At 65.3% G+C, this 19,643-nt stretch carries 16 protein-coding genes; 8 read left to right on the top strand and 8 right to left on the bottom strand.

Annotated features, from left to right (window positions below; all coding sequences use genetic code 11):
* Nucleotides 1-185 precede the first annotated feature (185 nt).
* Nucleotides 186-1,037, bottom strand: a complete 852-nt coding sequence (locus ACVOKU_RS03595) for an AraC family transcriptional regulator (RefSeq protein WP_481559105.1) — start codon at nucleotides 1,035-1,037, stop codon at nucleotides 186-188.
* A gap of 199 nt (nucleotides 1,038-1,236) precedes the next feature.
* Here ACVOKU_RS03595 and ACVOKU_RS03590 point away from each other — a divergent pair, with 199 nt between their 5' ends.
* The 6 genes from ACVOKU_RS03590 (at nucleotide 1,237) to ACVOKU_RS03565 (ending at nucleotide 8,361) form a co-directional block, all read left to right on the top strand.
* A complete protein-coding gene (locus tag ACVOKU_RS03590) occupies nucleotides 1,237-2,433 on the top strand; it encodes a GAF domain-containing sensor histidine kinase (protein ID WP_481559104.1) in 1,197 nt (398 codons plus the stop codon).
* Nucleotides 2,434-2,892: 459 nt separating this feature from the next.
* Entirely contained in the window at nucleotides 2,893-3,540 is a 648-nt protein-coding gene (gene paoA, locus ACVOKU_RS03585; protein WP_481559279.1) for an aldehyde dehydrogenase iron-sulfur subunit PaoA, read from the top strand.
* A complete protein-coding gene (locus tag ACVOKU_RS03580) occupies nucleotides 3,537-4,487 on the top strand; it encodes an FAD binding domain-containing protein (RefSeq protein ID WP_481559103.1) in 951 nt (316 codons plus the stop codon). Before paoA ends, ACVOKU_RS03580 begins: the two co-directional genes overlap by 4 nt.
* A complete protein-coding gene (gene paoC / locus ACVOKU_RS03575) occupies nucleotides 4,487-6,691 on the top strand; it encodes an aldehyde oxidoreductase molybdenum-binding subunit PaoC (protein WP_481559102.1) in 2,205 nt (734 codons plus the stop codon). The genes ACVOKU_RS03580 and paoC overlap by 1 nt, the downstream gene beginning before the upstream one ends.
* 9 nt (nucleotides 6,692-6,700) lie before the next feature.
* Nucleotides 6,701-7,762 (top strand): XdhC family protein, encoded by a 1,062-nt coding sequence (locus ACVOKU_RS03570; protein WP_481559101.1) that lies wholly within the window; start codon nucleotides 6,701-6,703, stop codon nucleotides 7,760-7,762.
* On the top strand, nucleotides 7,738-8,361 hold the full coding sequence (locus tag ACVOKU_RS03565) for a nucleotidyltransferase family protein (RefSeq protein WP_481559100.1): 624 nt from the start codon (nucleotides 7,738-7,740) through the stop codon (nucleotides 8,359-8,361). Before ACVOKU_RS03570 ends, ACVOKU_RS03565 begins: the two co-directional genes overlap by 25 nt.
* A 344-nt stretch (nucleotides 8,362-8,705) precedes the next feature.
* Here the strand turns inward: ACVOKU_RS03565 and ACVOKU_RS03560 are convergent, their stop codons facing one another.
* Nucleotides 8,706-9,182, bottom strand: coding sequence for a hypothetical protein (locus tag ACVOKU_RS03560; protein WP_481559099.1), 477 nt, complete (start codon nucleotides 9,180-9,182; stop codon nucleotides 8,706-8,708).
* 178 nt (nucleotides 9,183-9,360) lie between these two features.
* On the opposite strand from ACVOKU_RS03560, the gene ACVOKU_RS03555 reads away from it, so the two are divergent.
* Nucleotides 9,361-10,128 carry a hypothetical protein gene (locus ACVOKU_RS03555; RefSeq protein ID WP_481559098.1) on the top strand — a complete coding sequence of 256 codons (768 nt, stop codon included), beginning with the start codon at nucleotides 9,361-9,363 and terminating at the stop codon, nucleotides 10,126-10,128.
* Nucleotides 10,129-10,172: 44 nt separating this feature from the next.
* Here ACVOKU_RS03555 and ACVOKU_RS03550 read toward each other — a convergent pair whose 3' ends face one another.
* Complete coding sequence (locus ACVOKU_RS03550) at nucleotides 10,173-10,544, bottom strand: DUF3653 domain-containing protein (RefSeq protein WP_481559097.1); 372 nt, start codon at nucleotides 10,542-10,544, stop codon at nucleotides 10,173-10,175.
* A gap of 117 nt (nucleotides 10,545-10,661) precedes the next feature.
* Here ACVOKU_RS03550 and ACVOKU_RS03545 point away from each other — a divergent pair, with 117 nt between their 5' ends.
* Entirely contained in the window at nucleotides 10,662-11,084 is a 423-nt protein-coding gene (locus ACVOKU_RS03545) for a DUF3653 domain-containing protein (protein WP_481559096.1), read from the top strand.
* A 748-nt stretch (nucleotides 11,085-11,832) separates the two neighbouring features.
* On the opposite strand, the gene ACVOKU_RS03540 is transcribed toward ACVOKU_RS03545, so the two are convergent.
* The 5 genes from ACVOKU_RS03540 to ACVOKU_RS03520 are packed head-to-tail and all read right to left on the bottom strand — an operon-like array spanning nucleotide 11,833 to nucleotide 19,586.
* On the bottom strand, nucleotides 11,833-12,684 hold the full coding sequence (locus tag ACVOKU_RS03540; protein WP_481559095.1) for an aldose epimerase family protein: 852 nt from the start codon (nucleotides 12,682-12,684) through the stop codon (nucleotides 11,833-11,835).
* Nucleotides 12,674-13,711, bottom strand: a complete 1,038-nt coding sequence (locus ACVOKU_RS03535; RefSeq protein WP_481559094.1) for a glycoside hydrolase family 43 protein — start codon at nucleotides 13,709-13,711, stop codon at nucleotides 12,674-12,676. The genes ACVOKU_RS03540 and ACVOKU_RS03535 overlap by 11 nt, the downstream gene beginning before the upstream one ends.
* Before the next feature lie 16 nt (nucleotides 13,712-13,727).
* A complete protein-coding gene (locus tag ACVOKU_RS03530; protein WP_481559093.1) occupies nucleotides 13,728-15,212 on the bottom strand; it encodes an MFS transporter in 1,485 nt (494 codons plus the stop codon).
* Entirely contained in the window at nucleotides 15,199-17,904 is a 2,706-nt protein-coding gene (locus ACVOKU_RS03525; RefSeq protein ID WP_481559092.1) for a glycoside hydrolase family 3 protein, read from the bottom strand. The genes ACVOKU_RS03530 and ACVOKU_RS03525 overlap by 14 nt, the downstream gene beginning before the upstream one ends.
* Nucleotides 17,904-19,586: a glycoside hydrolase family 43 protein gene (locus ACVOKU_RS03520; protein ID WP_481559278.1), complete on the bottom strand. Its 1,683-nt coding sequence runs from the start codon at nucleotides 19,584-19,586 to the stop codon at nucleotides 17,904-17,906. The genes ACVOKU_RS03525 and ACVOKU_RS03520 overlap by 1 nt, the downstream gene beginning before the upstream one ends.
* Nucleotides 19,587-19,643 lie beyond the last annotated feature (57 nt).

Genomic DNA, 19,643 nt, shown 5'->3' with positions numbered 1-19,643 from the left:
GGGCGGCACATTTAACAACGAAATCCAGTGGAACACTGGCGAACCCAGGCCAGACTATTGTTCAGTCAGGCCAGGTCGGCAGCGGCAGGCGGCAGGCGAGAGTCGGCTACAACGAAGGAGCGGGGTCGTACCGGGCCAGAGGTGGAGTAGGCCGGGGGGGCTTGAACGGGAGTTGGCCAGCCCGTTCAGCCCGGCAGATGGCCGGGCAAGGTGATTGTGGGCGGCGCGATCTGCGGCGCCAGCATGGAACGTTCTGAAAGGTAGCGCCCAGGTGGCTTGCCCATCGCCTTGCGAAACATGGTTACAAAGCCGCTTGCACTGCCGTACCCCAGATCCAGTGCGATCGTTTGAACGCTTTCACCTTGGGCCAGACGTTGGAGCGCAAGGATGACGTGCAGCTGCCGGCGCCAACGACCAAAGCCCATGCCGATCTCGTCCTGCAGGAGGCGGCTCATGCTGCGCTCGCTCATGCCGACGCGGCTCGCCCATACGCCCTTCGGGGTCTTGTCGGTCGGGTCGACCAGCAGGCACTCGGCCAGGCGGCGGAGTCTTGCATCGCGCGGCATCGGCAGATGCAGATCTTCAACCGGGGCCTCTGCCAGCTGGTCGAGCAATGTGGCAATGAGGCGCTCCTCCTTGCCTCCAGCTGCATACTGCCCAGGAAAATCAGCCGCCTTCAGCAGCAGTTCGCGCAGCAATGGCGAAACCGCAACGGTACAGCAGAACGTTGGGAGCTCCGGTGCGGCCTCCGGCTCGACAAATAGGCAGTAGCATTCTGTGTGTCCCGCTCCCCTTGCCGAGTGGGGAAGGTCGCCCGGTATCCAGACTGCGCACTGCGGAGGAACGATCCAGACGCCATCTTCCACCTCACAGGTCAAGACGCCGCGAACCGAATAGATCAGCTGTGCCTTGCGGTGCTGGTGGCGCTCATTTTCCCAGTCCCGCGCCACCGAAGCGGCAGTAACGGCTACAACTGCCTGGTGAAGGCTGTCGACGCTCGCGTGCGCTGCGAAATCAGTGGTGGATACTCTGGACATGATGAAGGGGTCGATAGGCGGACGGCAATCTGCCGCCCGATTAGGGATTGCGGCCATTCACTTGTCAATGAAGCAGGCGCATCCTCGCGGCTGCGCTCTCATCGCCCGTTCGCCCGCTTCGGACGCCCCCTTCTGAACGGAGCCGGCTTGCGATGGCGGTTTCATGGGATGATGCATCACTGTGCCCGCCTGCCAACATATGCATACGCTGACTGATCCCCAACTGCTCAATGACGTCGCTGAGATCGGTCGTATCGAGGTAGTGCCACGCATCCTTGAAACCGTAGCCCATATCACGGGCTCGAGATTCACGGCGATTGCCAGGGTTACAGAGACGACCTGGACGGCCTGCGCCACCCTGGACTCGCTCGGGTTCGGGCTTGTTCCAGGCGGGCAGCTGGTCCTGGAAACCACCATCTGTGACGAGATCAGGCAGTCATCAACCTCCGTGGTTTTCGCACGCGCCAGTGCCCACCCGCTGTACTCCAAGCACCACACGCCTCGGATCTACGGGCTTGAGAGTTATGCGTCGGTTCCGATTCATCGGCCGGACGGCAGATTCTTCGGCACCCTGTGCGCCATTGATTCTTCGCCGGGCAACTTCGATGAAGCCCATGTCCGACGGTCCATGGAGCTGCTTGCCGAGCTCGTCGGCAACTATCTGGACAAGGAGGACCGCCTGCAGGAAGCGGAGACGGCGCTTTCGGACGCGCAGCGGGATTCCGACTTGCGCGATCAGTTCATCGCGGTACTGGGCCATGATCTTCGCAGCCCCCTCCAGGCAATCAGCGTAGCAGCAGATGCACTTGAGGTTGAGGCGACGTCCGCGCGTCAGCAGCAGATGCTTGCGCACATCGCATCTGGAGTGACCCGGATGGAGGGGCTCATAAACGATGTGCTTGATTTTGCCAGGGGCCGATTGGGTGGAGGCATTCCGATCTCGCTCCAGGAAAGCGATACGTTGCAAGCTGACCTTGAACGAGTTGCAGGGGAGGTGGCGATCGCCACCGGCCGCCAGGACATCGATGTGCAGATGCGGATCGAGGGCATCGTCGTCTGCGATCCCAGCCGGCTCTCGCAGCTGCTGGCCAACCTGCTGACGAACGCAGTGCAGCATGGCGAGCGATCGGCTCCTGTCACGTTGAGGGTGCACGCTGCATCCAATCGCCTCACGCTGGATGTGCACAACGCAGGCTGCATTGCGCCCGACAGGCTCGGCACCATTTTCAACCCCTTCTCGCGTGATAAGGGCGAGCTTCCCAGGCCAGGTCTTGGTCTGGGCATCTACATCGCATCGGAGATTGCCAAGTCTCATGGCGGGATACTCGATGTGGTGTCAAGTGAAAGTGCCGGAACAGTGTTCACGTTCCGGATGCCAAGCGCGGATGTTGCCTGAGCGCCGGGGCTGGCCCTGCTTGATGCCGCGGCATGCACTATCCAGGAGGTAGGCCGCGGTGGACTTTCGCTCAAGCAAGCTGTGGTAGCTCACGTCGTAGCACTTCGTGCGCTGCGCGAGGGCGAAGGCAGACCGTCAGGCGCCCGTTGGCCGGACAATGCTCTGCCAACGGAAGCTCTCGCGCATCCAGCGTGGATCGTGCCTCCTTGCCGGGGTTGGTCGGAAAGTTCCTTCTCCCAGTGGCGCAGATCACTGTCTGTGGCGCACGCTTGCCAGAGACGGCGTTGAAGATGACCGGCCAGTACGCTCGGCCGATGATGCCGGCATGCCTCCGACCGGTTTCACAAATCTATACCCCGCAGACGGGCATAGTGCCCTCCGAGTAGTGTGAGCGCGTCCATCCAGCCACGGGGTTTCCCCGAACGCCAGGAGGTCACTGTGCCAAGTTGGGATGAAGGAATGAAGTTGACGCGTCGCCAGGTGATCGCCGGCGGCGCCACGACCGTGGCGATGTCCGCCGCACCAGGGGCGTCATCGCTCGCTGCCGAACTGGCGGCATCCCCGCCGCCCAGGCCACCGGTCATCAGCACGGTGGCCTTGACCGTCAACGGCGCGCGCAGGGAGCTTGAGCTCGACACGCGGACCACGCTGCTCGATGCCCTGCGCGAACACCTGGAGCTGACCGGGACCAAAAAGGGCTGCGACCACGGTCAATGCGGTGCCTGTACCGTGCTGGTCAACGGTGAGCGCATCAATGCCTGCCTCAGCCTGGCGGTGCAGCACCAGGGCGATGCCATCACCACCATCGAAGGCCTCGGAACCCCCGATGACCTGCATCCGATGCAGGCCGCCTTCATCAAGCATGACGGTTACCAGTGCGGGTATTGCACGCCGGGGCAGATCTGTTCGGCGGTGGCGGTACTGGACGAGATCAAGCGGGGTGTCCCCAGCCATGTGCAGGCGGACGTCAGCGCACAGCCCCGGATCACGAGCACGGAAATGCGCGAACGCATGAGTGGCAACCTCTGCCGATGCGGCGCCTATTCCAACATTGCCGAGGCAATGCAAGAGGTCGCTGGCGTGACCTCTGCAGGGAGGCGCTCATGAAGGCCTTCAGTTACGAGCGCGCGAAATCCCCGGCCGAGGCCGCCAAGGCCGTCGCCAGTACCGAGGGCGCGAAGTTCCTGGCCGGAGGGACCAACCTGCTCGACCTGATGAAGCTGGAGGTCGAGACGCCAACGCACCTGGTCGACGTGCAGGACATCGGCCTGGACATGATCGAACCCACCGACGAGGGCGGCCTGCGCATCGGCACGCTGGTCACCAATACCGCGCTGGCCTCGCATGAGCGCGTGCGCCGCGACTACGCGGTGCTGACCCGCGCGATCGTGGCAGGCGCCTCCGGGCAGCTGCGCAACAAGGCCACCACCGGCGGAAATCTGCTGCAGCGCACGCGCTGCCCGTATTTCTATGATCCCCATCTGCCCTGCAACAAGCGCCTGCCCGGATCAGGCTGCGGCGCGCTCGAAGGGTTCTCCCGGCAGATGGGCGTGATCGGCACCTCGGACAGCTGCATCGCGACCTATCCGGGCGACATGGCGGTGGCCCTGCGGGTGCTGGACGCCTCGATCCAGACCGTCAGGGGTGACGGTAGTACGCGCAGCATCCCAATCGCCGATTTCCACCGTTCCCCCGGAGACAGGCCGCAGCAGGACAACGTGCTGCAGCGCGGTGAGCTGATCACCCACGTCACGCTGCCGGAACCCCTGGGCGGTCGCCACGTGTACCACAAGGTACGTGACCGCGCGTCCTATGCGTTCGCACTGGTGTCGGTCGCCGCGGTCGTGCAGCAAGACGGCTCGGCGCGGTTCGCCTTCGGTGGAGTTGCGCCGAAGCCGTGGCGCATCGAGGCAGCCGAACCCCTGCTGCGCGACGGCGTAAGGGCAGCGGCCCGGCAGGTGTTCGCCGGCGCCCGTCCGACGCGGGAGAACGCGTTCAAGATCGCGCTCGCCGAGCGCACCCTCGCAGCCGTGCTGGTGGAAGGAGAGCACTGATGCCCCTTGAATTCAACGCCCCCGCCGGTGACAACCTGTTCGACAAGGCGAAGGTCGTCGGCAAGTCGACGCCGCGCATCGACGGCCCACGCAAGACCACCGGCACCGCCCCCTATGCGTATGAGCGCCATGACGTGGCACCGAACCAGGCCTACGGCTATATCGTCGGAGCGGGCATCGGCAAGGGCCGCATCATTTCGATGGATGCCTCCCGCGCACGCGCCGCCCCGGGTGTGCTGGCGGTCATCACCGCACCGGAGACCAAGCCGGTCGGCAAATCGAACTGGAACAATGCACCGCTGTTCGGCGGCCCTGAAGTGGCCCACTACCACCAGGCCATCGCATGCGTGGTGGCAGAGACCTTCGAGCAGGCCCGCGCCGCCGCGGCATTGATCCGCACCCGCTATGAGCGCGGCAAGGGCCGCTTCGATTTTCCCGCACTGGCGCCGTCCGCGCCGCTGGCAAAGGGGCGCGATGGCAAGCCCGACCGGCAGGCGCTGGGTGATTTCGACACCGCCTACGCGAGCGCCGCGGTCAAACTCGACGAGACCTACCACACCTCCGACGAAAGTCATTCGATGATGGAGCCGCACGCCACCATCGCTGCCTGGGAGGGCGACACGCTCACGCTGTGGACGGCGAACCAGATGATCGACTGGGCCAGGCAGGGCATGGCGGCGATCCTCGGCATCGATCCTGCCAAGGTGCGCGTGGACTCGCCCTATATCGGCGGCGGCTTCGGCGGCAAGCTGTTCATCCGTGCCGACGCGGTGCTGGCCGCGTTGGCGGCCAAGCAGGTCGGGCGACCGGTGAAGATCGCGCTGCAACGGCCTTTGATGGCCAACAACACCACCCACCGGCACGCAACCATTCAACGCGTCCGGATCGGTTGCGCGAAAGATGGTAGGATCTCCGCCATCGCCCATGAGAACTGGTCGGGCAACATCAACGGCGAGGACGGCGAGAACGGTACCCTGCAGACGCCCAAGCTCTATGCGGGCGCCAACCGCCTGGTGGCCAACTACATCGCCACGCTCGACATGCCCGAAGGCAATGCAATGCGCGCGCCGGGCGAAGCGCCAGGCCACATGGCGCTGGAAGTGGCGATGGACGAGATGGCCGAGAAGCTGGGCCTCGACCCGATCGCGTTTCGCATCCTCAACGAGCCGGAGGTCGTACCCGGCGACCCGTCCAAGAAGTTCTCCGACCGCAACCTGGTCCGCTGCCTGCGCGAAGGCGCGAAGCGCTTCGCTTGGAACAAGCGCAATCCCAGGCCGGCGCAGGTAAGGGAAGGGCACTGGCTGGTCGGCATGGGCGTGTCCGCGGGCTATCGCGGCGCACCGACGATGAAGTCGGCGGCGCGGGTGCGGCTCGACGGCCAAGGCGGGGTGATCGTGGAAACCGACATGACCGACATCGGCACGGGCTCCTACACGATCATCGCGCAGACGGCAGCCGAGACCATGGGCGTGCCGCTGGACCGGGTCCAGGTGACTCTCGGCGACTCCCGTCATCCCGCCTCCGCCGGTTCCGGCGGCCAGTGGGGCGCGGCAAGCTCCACCGCAGGCGTGTACGCGGCGTGCGTCAGCCTGCGCCGCAAGGTGGGCGAGAAACTGGGCTTCGACGGCGACACCGCAAACTTCGCCAATGGCAGCATCCAGGCGGGTGGGCGGACCATCAAGCTGGCGGAGGCGGGGACCCTGTCGGCGGAGGACGGCATTGCCTTCGGCGATTTCAAACAAGGCTACGACGTCGGCACCTATGCAGGGCATTTCTGCGAGGTCGCCGTGCATGCCTACACTGGAGAGACGCGCATTCGCCGCATGCTTGCCGTATGCGATGGCGGCCGGATCCTCAATCCGCTGTCCGCACGCAGCCAGGTCATCGGCGGGATGGTGATGGGCGCGGGTGCGACCCTCATGGAGGAACTGGTGGTCGACAAGCGGCTTGGCTTGTTCATCAACCACGACCTGGCCGGCTATGAGGTTCCCGTGCATGCCGATATTCCGTACCAGGAAGTGGTCTTCCTCGATACGCTGGACCCGGTGATTTCGCCGATGAAGGCCAAGGGCGTGGGTGAACTGGGCATCTGCGGGGTTGGCGCCGCGATCGCCAATGCGATCTACAACGCAACCGGCGTGCGCGTGCGCAACTATCCCATCACCCTGGACAAGCTGTTGCCCGGCTTGCCCGACGTGGGCTGACCCTTGCGCATGGACCAACCCGAGGCCTCGGCCACTCTGGAGACCTCCGCGATAGGCGGAGGAGGGCCCAGGGATGCTGCCGGGCAATTGTCCGCAGCACCGCGCTTCCTCACCGAAGGAAGCCCGCGGAGCGTGCTCGAGACGGCCGTGACGCGCGCGCGCGCGGGGGATCACGCCGTGCTGGCGCTGGTACTGGAAACCGATGGCTCCACCTACGCCGGTGCCGGCGACATGGTGCTGTTCTGCAACGGCAGCCAGGTCGGCTGGCTGAGCGGCGGATGCCTGGAGCCCGAGCTCGCGCGACGCGCAGAGCAGGTGAGCGCGGCAGGGCAGGTCGATTGGATCGAGATCGACACGCGCAGTGACGAGGACCTGCTGAGTGGGTCCGCGCTTGGCTGCCGTGGTCGGCTGCGGATTGCACTTCTGCCATTGCGTGCCATGGCCGGCATCGACGTTGTCATCGAGGCATGGCTGCGCGAGGGGGTGCCACTACAGCGCGAGCTTCGCGCATCGGGGCAGATCGTTTTCCGCGCGGGCCGTCGCGAGCGGACGTGGCAGCTGCATCCGATGGATGGTACGCAGCCTTTTGGTGAGGGTGCGTGGCGTTTGACGCTGCCCCGGCTTCCGCGGGCCCTGATCCTGGGGGGTGGTCCTGAAACGCCCTTCCTGGTTCCGTTGCTGCGTGGCCTGGGGTGGCGGATCAGCGTGGCCGAACGGCGAGCGCGCTGGGCCTCAGCGGGGCAGGGCGCGGATGCACAGTTGCAGACCAGCCCGGCCGAGGCCCTCCATGGCGACCCGTGCGACGCGGTACTGGTGATGCATCACGATTTCGAACTTGACCGGGAGGCGCTGGTGGCCCTGGCGGATACCAAAGTCGCGTTCATTGGACTGCTGGGTCCGCAGCGAAGGCGCGAGGACCTATTCAAACTGCTGACACCGGATCAGCGCCACCGCCTGTCCCCGAGACTTCGATCACCGGTTGGCTTGAAAATCGGAGGCCGAGGGCCAGAGGCGATTTCGCTCAGTATCGCCGCGCAGCTGCAGCAATGGCGAAGCGCGCACGGCAGGTGACCGACCCGCATGCGGTCGTCGTGCTTGCTGCCGGCGGGAGCACCCGACTTGGCCAGCCCAAGCAGCTTCTAACCCGGCAGGGCGAGACCCTGGTACATCGCGTGGTCCGATTGGCGCTGGAGCTCGCGCCAGTGCAGGTGCTGGTCGTAGTAGGCGCGAATGCACAGGCAGTGACATCCAGTATTGCCGGGCTGGATGCCACCCCGGTAACCAACCACCACTGGGAACGCGGCCTGGCGAGCAGTCTGCAGGTCGCCGGCGCACACTTGCTGCCGACGGTGAGCGCGGTGATGGTCGTGGCATGCGACCAGCCCGCAATCGAGCACGCCCATCTGCAGGCGCTGCTTTCGGGTGCCCGCGCCGCGGCGTCACGGTGCGCTGGCACCGGCCACGGAAATGCGCTTGGCGTTCCCGCGGTAGTGCCGCGTGCCTGGTTCACCCCTGTGAATGCGGCCGGTGACCGGGGCTTCGGAGCGCGCCTGCGGCAACTTCCTGCCGATATGGTGCATGTCCTGCAGGCACCGGAGCTGGGGCTGGATATCGACACGCCAGAAGATCTCGCGCGTGCGCGCGATGCGGGCTGGATCGATACTGAGTGAGTCGCGCGCTCACGTGCCGGGCGCCAGCGAATGCTGTATTGCGATGGGCTACCGGCCCAGGGTTGCCGTCTACGGAGTTCGCCTCACGGCGGGTTCGTTTGAGACGGTTGCAACGGCGTGGCCGAGGGAAGCGCCCCGGCGCGAAGAAGAGCCAATGCTGTACCGCCTGGACAGTGACCGTGCCGCCGCTGATTCTGCGAGCGCAGCGAGCGGAAGCGGCGGTGGCGCGGGCGCGGTCATGGCGGCAAGTAGTGGAGGCGCCATCGTGCGCGTAGGTGAGCGCCCCATGGGCACGTCCCCGGAATCCAAACCCTACCCGCCAAGCTTCTGATTAACGTGACGCATCACGGGCAGCGGTCGCTCGGCGAATACACCCAGCCGCCGTCTGCCGCCATTTGCCTATAGGGCCTGCCTGCGAAGCACTGCACGTTGGTCGATGGCTGGTCGCCGCAACGGGAACCGGGCAGGTTCTCCCAGCCACCGTTGATTCGGCGGAACATCATCCCGTTGATGCAGCGCATCCCGTCACTTTGGCGACTGACTGTGGCCTCAGCTTGCTGGCGCCGCGCCCTGATTTCCGCAAGGTCCGCAGCCGTGGAGCGCGTTTCAGCTTCGGCCCGCACCGGCAGTTCCGTGCGCTGCGATTCCGCAGGCTGGCTAGCGCCAAGAAATCGCTCGTTCCATGCACCGTTGGTGCGGCCAAGCATGAGGACGCCAAGCGCGCCAAGGCTCAACACCGTGAGAAAGCCGGTGATCAGCCACGGGAAGTTCCAGCGGCTGCGCTGGATAGGCGGCAGGTATTCCGGTCGTTCGCGTTCCATACGCCCCCCCTAATCGTCCTGCGAGCATTCTAATCAAAGCAAAGGCCACCTTTGTGGAAGCGCTCAATTAGGTAGGGCGAGCCCCAGGGTGCCGAGGCACCTTCAGCCTGCGCGCTGACAGGCACGCTCGGGCCTGGACACCATCGGATAGAATCCGCAGAAAAAGGTGGAGGCAGGGATGACGATTGGGGGACTCATTGAAGCTACAACTGCTTGCGGCGCGTTCAACCTGTTCCATGAAGCACAAGCAATCATCGGGCGGATCATCTTGGCCCTTCTTAAAACTGACTACCTTTCCGCAGTCGCGACTCTGGCTGCAGCATTCTTCGGTGCACGCTTCGCATTCCAGTTCCAGCAGCGAGAGAAAGCGAAGGAGCTCCGGGAAGCTCAAATCGCGAAGGCAAATGCTGGACTCCAGCGAATCTTGCGGATGGTGAACATCGTAGGAAACTACAGAACAAAGGTTGTGGACCCGGTTCGCCATTTGGGGCTCGGCGCTGCAATCAGCATGAACGCTACAATTTCGGAGGATGTGAGCAGGGAGCATTTCGAAGTAACCGATTTAAGCTTCATGGTTACCAAGGAGGAGCAAGAAGCCGTGTTTGATCTGTGGCTTGAGGAGCGCCGCTTTCACACTCTCATGCAGGCCATCGACCGACGATCAAAGCTACATCTTGATGAGTATCAGCCAATTGCCGAGGCAAAGAAGCTCCATGAGAGAAAAGACCTCACGTTGAATGATCTGCGCGTCGAGGTCGGCCCCCGAATCATTGACGGGCTCATTACCCTTACCGAGTACATCCTTAAGGATGTGGATGCCACCCTGGCATCCTTGATCGCGGCGAAAGATGGGCTTCGGGCGGCCTTGGAGCTTCGATTCCCTGGCGAAAAATTCCTGAACTTCGAGCTCCCAAAGGTGGAGGCAAGCGAGCAATCAGTCAAATAAGCGATAGCCTTTTCCCGTAGGGGCGGCGCCCCTACGGGAGCGCCTCACACGCGCTGACGCGGCCTTGGCCCACGGCTCAGGTAGACCACGTTGGAAGTTTCGGCGTCGGAACCGGGCCCGCACACGCCCAACCGCCGTTCCCGGCGAATTCTGAGCGCCTTGGCAAGGTAGATCACGCTGGATTTCGTCGTGGAGGGCGCATTTCGGCTTGGGACCGATGAAGTAGCTATCTCGGCTCGGGACTCGGCTATCATTCGTCGCCATTCCCGCGCAATGTTGCAGGTCAGGGACCACCAGGTCATGTCGCACGGTTCAAGCTGGTGACCCTCCGGGGTGAACATGTGCCCAGCTTGGAAGCCGAAACCGGCCCAAGGGCCGGTCAGGTCAATTCTGTCGTGCGGATCGATCTCGATCATGCTGCAAGCTCATCCTTGTCGGGGGAGCCAGCAGGCAGGCAAGAGCCAAGCCAGAGCCGGAGCCATTGCCACGCGGGGCCCACGAACCGGATCAGGCCAGACATGGCATTTCGCATAATGTATATTATGTTCGATGCTGCGTGGCTGGCTGGCGCAGTTCTTGCGTCGGCGTCGGCACCTACTCCGGCATGGAGCCTGATCGTGCGTGATCGGAAACTGACCGGTCCTTGGGCTGCTTTTTCGTTTAAGGGTGGCCGACTGGTCACGCCCGAGGGCCGCGAGCTGGAGCCGCAAGACCTCGCATGGCTGTCGCTCACCGCTGCGCAGGCACAGGAATGGCGCCGGATGATGGAGAGCGGCCGCGCGATCGGCAAGCCTCGCAAACCCTTGTCCTTCAACGCCGCCAGTGTGGTGAGCCTCTCCGATGCCTTGGCACAGCGCCGGAAAATGGGGTCACCGGGAGCGATTGCTGGTCCCGACACCGAGCCCCCCCGCAGCTGGCTAGCTGGTACCGGGTCGAGACCTCACCAGCGCGTGTGAGGCGCTTCCGTAGGGCGCTGCCCCAACACCCGGCGTGATGCGTCACGATAATCACTTGCACGCCCGCCAGACCATATCGTCCATACGCCTGCCAACATCAAACGGGCGGTTGGTACCGTAGGCCCTGAAAACGCGCTCACGCTCCGCACGTGCGGCCTCGCAGGCGTTGGCATCCCTGTACTGAGAGATATGGTGCAACTGCCCGCCACCGCCGCCGTTTCTGTAAACAGGTGCTGGGCGCGGCGCCGGCCGAGGCGCGACGGAAGCCGAGTTCTGCTGCCGGATCATGTCCAAGCGCCGCTCATTGGCTACCGATTCCGCGGAACGTGGCGCGACCTCTACATTCCACGTCTTGGCGGCTTCACCGCTGGCGCATGGCATTGACTGGTACTCGACGCCGCCCTGGATGACGCACTTGTAAATCTGCTGGGCGCCCAATGGCGCAGCCATCACACACAGCAGCACTGCTGTCGCAATCCTTGTGACCATGACTTCCCCCTGTAGCTGGGCCGAAGCTTACCCCCTTCGCCTTCGGGTTGGCGAGCACAGGCGGAGTCACAGTCTTGTAGGGATCGCCGGCGTGGTCATGTGGCTGCTGCTCTGGAACGAGGGCGTATCCGGGAAGCTGCCGAGTGCCCTATCCCCGCGCGCAAGGGCGTTCCCATTGATGACCGCCCCACTCTGCTCGGTCCGTTCTGGATGGCCCGTTCCGCCGCGGCTCCTGCCCTCCGTTGCACCGCGCGGCAGTTCAGGGGGCGTCCTGCTCCCAGGCCAGCTCGAACATCTGCGCCAGCTGCTGACCGGGCTGCAGCCGACGCGGCGCCAGCGTGAAGCCATCAGGTGGCCCGCTCTGCGGTTCGACGCAGGTGGCGTGCGGGGCACCGTCGTAGACAACCCAATGGTCGCCGTCCGATCGCAGCCGCAGGCGCTGCCCGCCGCACACCAGCGCGATGTCACGATCACGGTCGGTGATGAAACAGTCATCCCATGGACCTGGTGTGGGCGGCACGCACGGCAGAACGGCAATACCCTCCCCGTCACGCGGGTACATCGCGCGAGGGTTGAACAGCAGCCGGTCCGGTTTGCGGAACCACGGGTGCCAGCCCAGCACTGCCGGCATGGCCTGCTGCACAGCCTGTACCGAGAGCTGCAGTTGCAGGCAGCGTGCCTGCAGGCGTATGACCTGTCGGGCAACACCACCGAAGGGCCAGTACCTGTCACGCGGCAGATCAAGCGTCAGCGTAGCACTCGTCGCATCGAGGCTGTCGATCTGCCAGGGCCTGGAGAAGCCGACCCCGTGAATGGCGTGCCCGCCGAAGTTGACCGGCAATGCATGGGGTGCACCATCGAAGCTGAACTGTCCACGACGGATGCGCCCAGCCCACGGCACCATCGGATAGCAGCCCCAGGCGATCGTCGCCGCTCCGCCCTCCTCTGCGTCCACCAGCCAGTCCACGCCCCGGTAACGCATCTGTGCCAGGCGCCCCCCTGCCCCGGCTGCCAGCGCTACTTCGAGATCGCCTGCCCGCAGCCAGTGCAGCTTACCGGCCGGCAGCGGAGCGAGCGCATCGTCCACCGGCAGCATGCGCTCAGGCACCATAGGGATCGATGGTCCGGATGCGGCCATCGGCCTCCATGTGCAGCGGCGTGCACTTGGCCGAGCGCAGATGTGTGACGCCGCCGGACATCAGCGCATCGTGGTAGAACAGATACCACTGTCCCTTGAACCTGCAGATGGAGTGGTGCGTGGTCCAGCCCACCACGGGCGTCAGCAGCACGCCGGCATAGGTGAACGGCCCATAGGGGCTGTCGCCGATCGCGTAGCACAACAGGTGCGTGTTGCCCGTGGAATAGGACAGGTAGTACCGACCCTGATACTTGTGCACCCACGGCCCTTCAAAAAAGCGGCGCGCATGATCGTCCGCGCGCAGCGGCTGGCCGTGCTCGTCCAGGATCTGCACCTCGCGCGTGGGTTCGGCCAGTTCGGTCATGCCGACATCGAGCCGGCCCACCCTCGGTCCCAGCGCGGGGGCACTGCCTGTCGGCTCCTCGTGCGCAGCGTTGTACCGATTGTCACGATAGTGCTGCAGCTGTCCGCCCCAGATGCCACCGAAGTACAGATAGTGGCTGCCGTCCTCGTCTTCGAATACGGCCGGGTCGATCGAGTACGCGCCCTGCATCGGTTCAGGCCGGGGAATGAATGGCCCCTCCGGCCGTTCGCCGACCGCCACGCCGATACGGAACAGGCCCTGCGCATCCTTGGCCGGGAAATAGAAGTAGTAGCGCCCGTCGCGGCAGGCGGCGTCGGGCGCCCACATCTGCTTGCGCGCCCACGGCACGTCGTCAAGGTGCAGCGCCTGGCCGCAATCGATGGCGTCGCCGTCGGGCGTGTCCATCCGCAGCACGTGGTAGTCCTGCATGCCGAAGTGCCCACCCTCGTCGTCGAACGGCTGGCCGCCGTCGATGTCGTGCGAGGGATAGATGTAGAGCCGTCCCTCGAAGACATGGGCCGACGGATCGGCGGTGTAGATATGGGTCACCAGCGGCTGCGAGATGGCGTGCCGGGTGAGTTGCGCGAGGCGGGCGTCGTCGGCCCGGCCGTCGTCGCCTGGAGAGAGGTCGATCATGGTCGTCATCGTTGGGTTACGCGGATGCGTCGGCCGAGCGGCGACGCAGTTGGAGGTCCTGTTCGATGCGGGCTTCCGCGCGCTTGTCGATTTCGTACGCGAACAGCAGCGCCACGGCGAGCAGGAAAGGAAGGGAGCAGTAGACGCTCACGGTCAGGCGGATGCCCTCGACCACGCCATCGGGTTGTGTCGCCATGCCGGCCTGGTAGCCGTAGTGGGCAAGAATGCCGGCGACCAGGGCGCCTCCCACGCTGAGGCCGATCTTCAGGCCGCACAGCATCGCCGAGAAGATGATCGCGGTGGCCCGGCGATGGTTCTTCCATTCCGAGTAGTCGGCGACGTCGGCGATCATCGCCCACAGCAGCGGGATGGTGATGCCGTAGCAGAATCCATGCAGCATGAAGGCAGCAAAGGCGACACCGACCGCGGTTGGCGGAAACAGGTAGAAGGCCAGCAGGAACAGGGTGGAGATGAACAGTGCGCCGCCGAAGACGTCACGCTTGCCGAAGCGGTCTGCCAGCCGTCGCGATACGCCGATGCCCAGGATCATGCAGATGATTCCGCAGGCATTGAACAGGCTGAAGGCCGAGGTTGCCGCGTCGCTGGGCCAGCTGAAGCCGGCGAATCCGGCGCTGCCCAGACCTGCGTTCAGCGCGCTGATCAGGCCGTTGAATCCTGAGTTTTCCAGGAAGCCGGCCAGCGCAGCGTCGCTCATGTAGTACTGGAAGTAGTAGATGTACGTGCCGCCCTTCAGCGCCAGGTTGATGAACACCAGTACGGTCAGGGCCAGCATCACCTGCCAAGGCCGGTTGTGCAGCAGGTCCGACAGGTCCTGCAGCACGCCCCCGGTTTGCTCGCGGGTGGGGACGATGCGCTCGCGCGTGGTGGCGAAGGTGATCAGGAAGAACACCGTGCCGACGATGGCGAACACGGTCATCACGTGTTCGAAGCCGCGCACGCGGTCACCGTCACCCAGGATCAGCACCAGCGGCATCAGCAGGACCTGGATGATGAACTGCGCGATCATCACGGCCACGAAACGGTAGGCCGACAGGCTGTTGCGCTGTGCCATGCTGCCGGTCAGCACACCACTCAGTGCGGAGTACGGCAGATTGTTCGCTGCATAGACGAAGACCAGCAGAGCGTAGGTGCCCAGCGCATAGATGACCTTGCCGCGCTCGCCCAGTTCTGGCGTGCTGAACGCCAGCAGCGACAGCACGCCGAACGGGATCGCCGTCCACAGGATCCACGGACGGAACCGCCCCCACCGCGTCGAGGTGCGGTCTGCGGCGATGCCGATCAGCGGGGTGAAAACGAACGCGCCGAGCATGCCGACCACGAAGATGATCGTAGCCGCCGTTGCCGGCGGCAGCCGGTAGACATCGGTGTAGAAGAACGCCAGATAGGTGATCAGGGTCTGGAAGATCAGGTTCGCCGCCAGGTCGCCCAGGCTGTAGCCCAGCTTCTCGCGCACCGTGAGCGTGTGTTCAGTGCTTGCCATGCACGGCCTCCACCGAGAACCTGGCTCGTGCGCGGATATCGGCACTCGAGGCGCCGACCCGCACCTCGTATGCCCCGGGCAGCACCGCATAGGCGCCGCCCGCTTCGTCATAACGGCGCAGAGCCTGCGGTGCCTCAAGCGCGAATTTCACCGTGCGCCGTTCGCCGGCGGCGAGATGGACACGCTGGAAACCACGCAGTTCCTGCACGGCCTCGTCGCGGCCTGCCTGCTGGCGTCGCACATACAGCTGCACGACCTCGTCGCCGCTGCGCGTGCCGGTGTTGGTCACGTCCACCTGTACATTCAGTGTGCCATCGGCACTGATCGTGTCCGCATCGACGCGCAGTGCTGCGTAATCGAAGCGGGTGTACGAGAGCCCGTGGCCGAACGGATACAGGGGGGTGCCGCGGAAGTAGCGGTAGGTACGGCCCTCCATGCTGTAGTCGTCGAACGCCGGCAGCGCTTCACCGGCCTTGTAGAAGGTGACCGGCAGACGACCTGCGGGGTTGGCGTCGCCGAACAGCGCCTGCCCCACCGCAGTGCCGCCGCGCTGCCCCGGGTACCAGCTCATCAGGATCGCCGGCAGATGGTCCTGGGCCCAGTCAATGGCCATTGCCGATCCGCCGGTCAGCACCATCACCACCGGCTTGCCGGTGGCATGCAGTGCCTCCAGCAGGGTGCGCTGAGGTGCAGGCAGCCGCAGATCGGTCCGGTCCCCGCCCGCGAAGCCCGGATAGTTGACGGTCATCTCCTCGCCCTCGACGTCGCCGGTCAGGCCGCCGACAAACACCACGACATCGGCGTCGCGGGCCGCATCAAGGGCTTCGTCGAAGGGTGCCTTGGCGCCCGGCATGCGCCAGCCCAGCCGCACGCCCGCATCGCGCTCGTCGTCGTAGTACTCCAGTTTCAGCTCGTAGGCGCGGCCCGCCTGAAGATCGACGTCGATGCCTTCGGCGTGCAGACGATCCGTGTTCACCCAGTGGTCCAGCACGCGCTTCCCGTCCAGATACAGCCGGAAGCCGTCGTCGCCGGCCACCTCCAGCCGATAGCGCCCGGATACCGGCGGCAGCAGCTGTCCGGTCCAGCGGATGCTGAAACGATCGCTCGGAATGCCCTGCCCCGGCGCCGCTTCGCCACGGGCAAGCAGATTGTCGGTTGGCGAGCCGCGGTCCCAGCGGAAGCCGATCTGCGCGTCGGTGCGGACCAGTGCCGGCGTGCCCGACAGGTCGGCCGTGCGGAAGTACTCGCCACGCAGGCCACGCTCGGTCGACGCCGCCGACGGCCGCAGGAAGGTCGGCTCGATCAGCGGCGTCGCGCTGGGATCGTCACGCCCCTCGACCAGGTCCACGCCACGGGCGTAGCGCACGTCGATGCCCTTCGCCGCATCGCGGATACCCTGCAGTATCGTGACCGGCGCGGCCGGTGTGCCGAAGTAGTTGCCGAGCAGCGCCATGGTGTCATCAGCCGTGGGACCGACCACGGCAATGCGCTTGAGGTCACGCGACAAGGGCAGTACCCCCTCGTTCTTCAGCAGGACCAGCGATTCCTGGGCGGCCTTCAGCGCCAGGGTGTCGTGCGCGGGCGCCTGATTGACCGAGGCGGGAATCCGCGCCCAGCGCACCCGTTCCGGTGGATCGAACATGCCCAGGCGCATCCGTGCGGCGAACAGGCGTGTCACCGCGTCGTCGATCTCCGCTTCGGTGATCAGGCCCTGGCGCACGGCTGCGGGCAGCGTGGCGTACTCCTGTCCGCACTCCAGCTCGGTGCCATTCCTGACCGCCAGCGCTGCGGCGGCTTCGCGGGTGGCAACGATCCGGTGATGTTTCCAGATATCGACGATCGCCCAGCAGTCCGAGACGACGTAGCCCTTGAAGCCCCAGTCACGCCGCAGCACGTCGCGCAGCAGGAACCGGCTGGCACTGGCTGACTCGCCGTACACCCGGTTGTATGCGCCCATCACCGCATCGACATCGGCCTCCTTCACCAGCGCCTCGAACGCCGGCAGGTAGGTGTCGTACAGGTCACGCCGGCTGGGCCGCGCGTCGAAGTGGTGGCGGTCGGCCTCCGGCCCGCTGTGCACGGCCAGATGCTTGGCCGTGGCATCGAGCTTGCGGTACACGGGGTCGTCGCCCTGCAGGCCACGTACGAAGGCGACGCCCATGCGGGCAGTCAGGTAGGGATCCTCGCCGTAGGTTTCCTGGCCACGGCCCCAGCGCGGGTCACGGAAGATGTTGACGTTCGGGGACCAGAACGTGAGCCCCTGGTAGCGCCCGTGCGATCCCTCGCGGAGAAACTGGTGATGCTTGGCACGGGCCTCGTCGCTGATGGTCGTCGCCACCTCGGCCATCAGCGGCACGTCGAACGTTGCCGCCAGGCCGATGGCCTGTGGAAAGACAGTGGCCTGCCCTGCCCGCGCCACGCCATGCAGCGCCTCGTTCCACCAGTCGTAGGCCGGCACACCGAGGCGCTCGATCGCCGGCGCGGCATTCTGCATCTGCGCGGCTTTCTCCTCCAGCGTCATCTGGGCGACCAGCGATGCGGCCCGCTGCTCGAAGCTGGCCGAAGCATCCAGCCACGGCCGCGGTGCAGCGGCCGACGCGGCGGTCGCCACGCACAGCAGCGCAGCATAAAGCGCCCGCCGGCCATGCCGCGTGCTGTGGTGGACAGCGTCTTTGGACGAAGTCGATATCATCACTTGCTCCTCCCGGCGCGCTCATCGCGCGCGAATGGTCCCAGCAGTGCGCCTACGAAGCCGCCTGCGCGATCAGTACTCAGAACCGTGCCATCCACATCGCGTGCCAGCGTTTGCCAGCCCTGCCCGTCACCGGTATCGAACGAGAACGCGTAGTCGGCCTCATCCCCGGCGATCTTCAGACGCAGGACCGCGGATGCGGGGACCTCGCGGCTGGCCAGCGTTCGCGTGCTGCCGCTGCCGTCGCGACCCTCGAGGAAGACCGACAGACGATCACCGCGCACGCTGCGGACGCCAAGGAAGTACCAGTAGGCCTCGCTCTGGAATGCAGCCAGGCCCGCCGCGACACCGATGGCCGGACGGGACATCTCGGTACTCGCCTCGAAGCGCAGATGCTGCTGGCGGCGACCGAGGAACGCCGGATTGCGCAGCGTGTCCAGATTCTCCGCAAGCGGATGCACGGCCAGCATGCCCGGCCGGTCACCCAGGTCGGCCCAGGCCTGTTTGGGCACCCGAACGCGCAGCCAGTGGGCGGCAAGCGTCGGCCCATCAAAGGTGTCGCGGTCGACGAAGTTGCCGGTCAGCGGCGCCTGGGACGCCTGCCCCTGCATCCAGGACGGTGCCTTGACCACATAGGGAATGGCCTGGTCGGTTGGCAGGATCTGCGGCCAGCCATCCTGCCAGCGAACCGGTAGCAGATAGGTTTCGCGCCCGGTGTTGTAGTGCCGCTTCTGGTAGTTGCGGCTGGCAAGGAACACTGCCCACCACGAGCCGTCCGGGCCCTCGATCAGATCGGCGTGCCCTGCATTGGTGATCGGCAGCGGCCGGTCGTCCGGCAGCTCGCGCTGGGTCAGGATGGGATTGCCCGGATAGGGGATGTACGGCCCCCACACATCACGGCTGCGCAGCACCACCTGCGAATGCTGCGGCCCTGTGCCGCCTTCGGCGTCGGACAGGTAGTACCAGCCCTCACGCTTGTAGATGTGCGGCCCTTCGATCCAGATGGGGTTCTTCGACGGCTCCACGCCACCATCGACCAGCACCCTGCGCGGGCCGACCGGCTTGAAGGCCGACAGATCGATCTGCTGCATCCAGATGGCGCGGTGGCCGTCGTAGCGGGCCGGACCAGGCGGCACATCATTGTTGATCAGATAGACCTTGCCATCGTCGTCGAAGAACAGCGACGGATCGATGCCATCGATGCTGGGCAACCAGTGCGGATCGGACCACGGTCCCGCCGGATCCCGCGCGGTGGCAATGAAATTGCCACCACTGTCGGTCGCGGTGGTGACGACGTAGAAGGTTCCCTCGTGGAACTCGATGGTGGGCGCGAAGATGCCGCGGGAGACGCTCAGACCGTCGAAATCCAGCTGTGTCGGACGGTCGATCACGTTGCCGATCTGCTTCCAGTGGATCAGGTCGACGCTCTCGAACACCGGAATGCCCGGGTAGTAGGTGAAGCTGGAGTTGACCAGGTAGAACTTCCCGTTCGCGCCCACGATGCTCGGATCGGCGTGGAAGCCGGCCAGGATCGGGTTGCGGTAGTGGCCCGCCGGCAGCGGCGCCTCAAACGCGGTGTCATGACCGCGGTACTCGAACCAGTCGAAGTACACCGGCGGCGCGGCCTCTGGCGAGGCGGCATGGGCGGTCGCCGCCGACAGCGCGAACATCGCTGCCAGCATCCGGCGCGCCAGTGACACCCGGGCGCGCCGGGCAGAAGGGTGCTGCAGGGACAACAT

The sequence above is a fragment of the Stenotrophomonas sp. STEN147 genome (assembly GCF_056757995.1).
Note: the sequence above shows the minus strand (reverse complement) of the source record. Positions and strands in the feature narration are given on the sequence as shown.